Source organism: Cellulosimicrobium cellulans, assembly GCF_001722485.1.
GTDB classification, from domain to species: domain Bacteria; phylum Actinomycetota; class Actinomycetes; order Actinomycetales; family Cellulomonadaceae; genus Cellulosimicrobium; species Cellulosimicrobium cellulans_A.
The window spans coordinates 1-2,054 of the sequence record NZ_LWGL01000292.1; the positions used below are offsets into that span (position 1 = coordinate 1).

The 2,054-nt window shown below is 74.2% G+C and carries 3 protein-coding genes and 1 pseudogene; 1 reads left to right on the plus strand and 3 read right to left on the minus strand.

Translation table 11 applies throughout. The features are described from left to right. The 3 genes from JZ5iCDA_RS19850 to JZ5iCDA_RS17115 form a co-directional block, all read right to left on the minus strand. On the minus strand, positions 1 to 266 hold a 266-nt coding region (locus tag JZ5iCDA_RS19850; RefSeq protein WP_253182142.1), incomplete at its 3' end, for an ABC transporter permease subunit. Between the two features lie 36 nt (positions 267 to 302). Further along, complete coding sequence (locus JZ5iCDA_RS17110) at positions 303 to 1,067, minus strand: hypothetical protein (RefSeq protein ID WP_069388201.1); 765 nt, start codon at positions 1,065 to 1,067, stop codon at positions 303 to 305. Beyond that, a complete protein-coding gene (locus JZ5iCDA_RS17115) occupies positions 1,064 to 1,753 on the minus strand; it encodes a SigE family RNA polymerase sigma factor (protein WP_069388202.1) in 690 nt (229 codons plus the stop codon). The genes JZ5iCDA_RS17110 and JZ5iCDA_RS17115 overlap by 4 nt, the downstream gene beginning before the upstream one ends. 174 nt (positions 1,754 to 1,927) lie before the next feature. Between JZ5iCDA_RS17115 and JZ5iCDA_RS17120 the strand changes: the two are divergent. After that, a pseudogene (locus tag JZ5iCDA_RS17120) lies at positions 1,928 to 2,054 on the plus strand (superoxide dismutase); the annotation flags it as partial.

Genomic DNA, 2,054 nt, shown 5'->3' on the forward strand with positions numbered 1-2,054 from the left:
GCGAGGATCGGGGCCACGAGGCGCAGGATGATCGTCCAGTAGATCTGCGCGTGGGTGGCGCCGTCGAGCTTGGCCGCCTCGTCGAGCTCGCGCGGCACGGTGTTGAAGAACCCGTACATGAGGAACGACAGCTCGACGCGTGAGTCCGCCGTGTTGACGCCCTGACCGCCCGGCCCCGACGAGCGCGAGAACCGCCACGACAGCTCCGCTTCGGGCACGACCAGGCCCGGCGTCACGCGGAGGCCGGAGCGGGCGTCGTCGGGCACGCGACCATCATGCCCGTCACGCGCCGTCACCGGCCGTCAGTCCCCCGCGAACGACAGCGACCCGAGGAGCCCTCGGACGATTCCCTCGCCGTGCGGCGTGTCCGGGACGGACAGGAGGATGCCGTACCCGACGCCACCCGCCTCGCGGACCTGCACCTGGACCTGCACGCCGGGCGTGCCGTCGTCGAGCCCGAACGGCTGCCTCACGACGACGACGAAGTCCGCGCCCGGGACGTCGGCGGTCTCGACGGTCGCGCCCCAGTTCTCCTCCGCCGCCTCGAGGTACGCGTCGTCCGGTGCCTCCCACGAGACGTACCCGCTGCTCACCGAGACGTCCGCCTGCGCGGGTGTCCCCGGAGCCACGGCGTCGTCGGGACCGGAGATCCACGCTCGGTAGCGGGCCTGGGTCCGTGCGGGATCGCCGTGCGGTTCCCATGCTCCGGGCAGCGCGTACACGAGCCCCGCGAGCTCGTGCTCCTGCCACCCGTCGGGCACGCCGGGCTCGACGCCGTCGACGTGCGGCAGCCCGTCGGTCACGGCCTGGGGAGGGGTCACCTCGGCGGTCGACGGCGTCACCTGGGCGGGAAAGGTGGTCACCGGCTCGCGGAGCCGCTCGCCGAGGTTCGGCGCGAGTGCGAGGACGCCCGCGACGGCGACCGCGAGCGCGCCGACGGCGGCCGAGCGGCGACGGCGCACGGTCCGGACGGCGCGACCGGCCATCGCGTCCGCGTCGAGGTCGGGCACGCCCACGCGCGCGGCCGCGTCGCGCAGCCGGTCCACGAGCGGGTCGGTGCTGGTCATGACGGTCTCCTCTCGGCGGTGGTGGTCCGGGTGGTGGCACGGGTCGTCGCCCCGGCGGTGGCCTCAGCGGTGGCGTCGGCGGCCGCGGTACGGTGAGCGCTCGTGGAGGCCTCGTCGTCCCGCTCCTCGAGCAGGACCCGCAGGCGGGCCAGGCCCCGGGACGCCTGCGACTTCACCGTGCCGACCGGCACCCCGAGCGTCTGCGCGGTCTCCGCCTCGCCCAGATCGAGGAGGAAGCGGAGCACGACGACGCGCCGCTGCTTCACCGGGAGCTCCGCGAGCGCCCGCACGACCCGGTCGCGGTCGGCCACGTGCGCGTCGGACCCGGGCGCCGCACGCCGGGCGGCGCCGGTCGGGGGCTCCTCGCCCGTGAGGTGCACGAGGTCGTGCGGGTCGACGACGTGCTCGCGGCGCGTGCGCCGCCACGTGTCGACGCGCAGGTTGACGAGGACCTTCCGCGCGTAGGCGAGCGGCGTCCCTCCGCGGACCCTGCCCCACGCGCGGAAGGTGCGCTCGAACGTCTGCTGCACGAGGTCCTGCGCGCGGTGCGGGTCGCCGCACAGGAGGTAGGCGACGCGGTACAGGGTCGCGGCGTGCTCGCGCGCGAACGCGGTGAACTCGTCCCGTGCCGTCGCCGGGCCGTCCCCGGGCACGACGACGACCTCGACCCTGCTCGCCTCGCTCATCGGGCCCCCACCGGTCTGCGTCCCATGACGACGTAGACGCAGCGGACGCCGTCGAGGTTCCGTCCCCCTCTCGCACCGGTCCCGACCTGCGAGATCACAGCGCGCCGCCCTTGACCTCGACCGTGGTCGAGGTCCTAGCGTGGCAGGACACCGACGGAAGGAACCTGAGGAACCATGCCTGTCTACACGCTGCCCGAGCTGTCCTACGACTACGGTGCGCTGGAGCCGCACATCTCCGGGCGGATCATGGAGCTGCACCACTCCAAGCACCACCAGGCCTACGTCACCGGCGCCAACACCG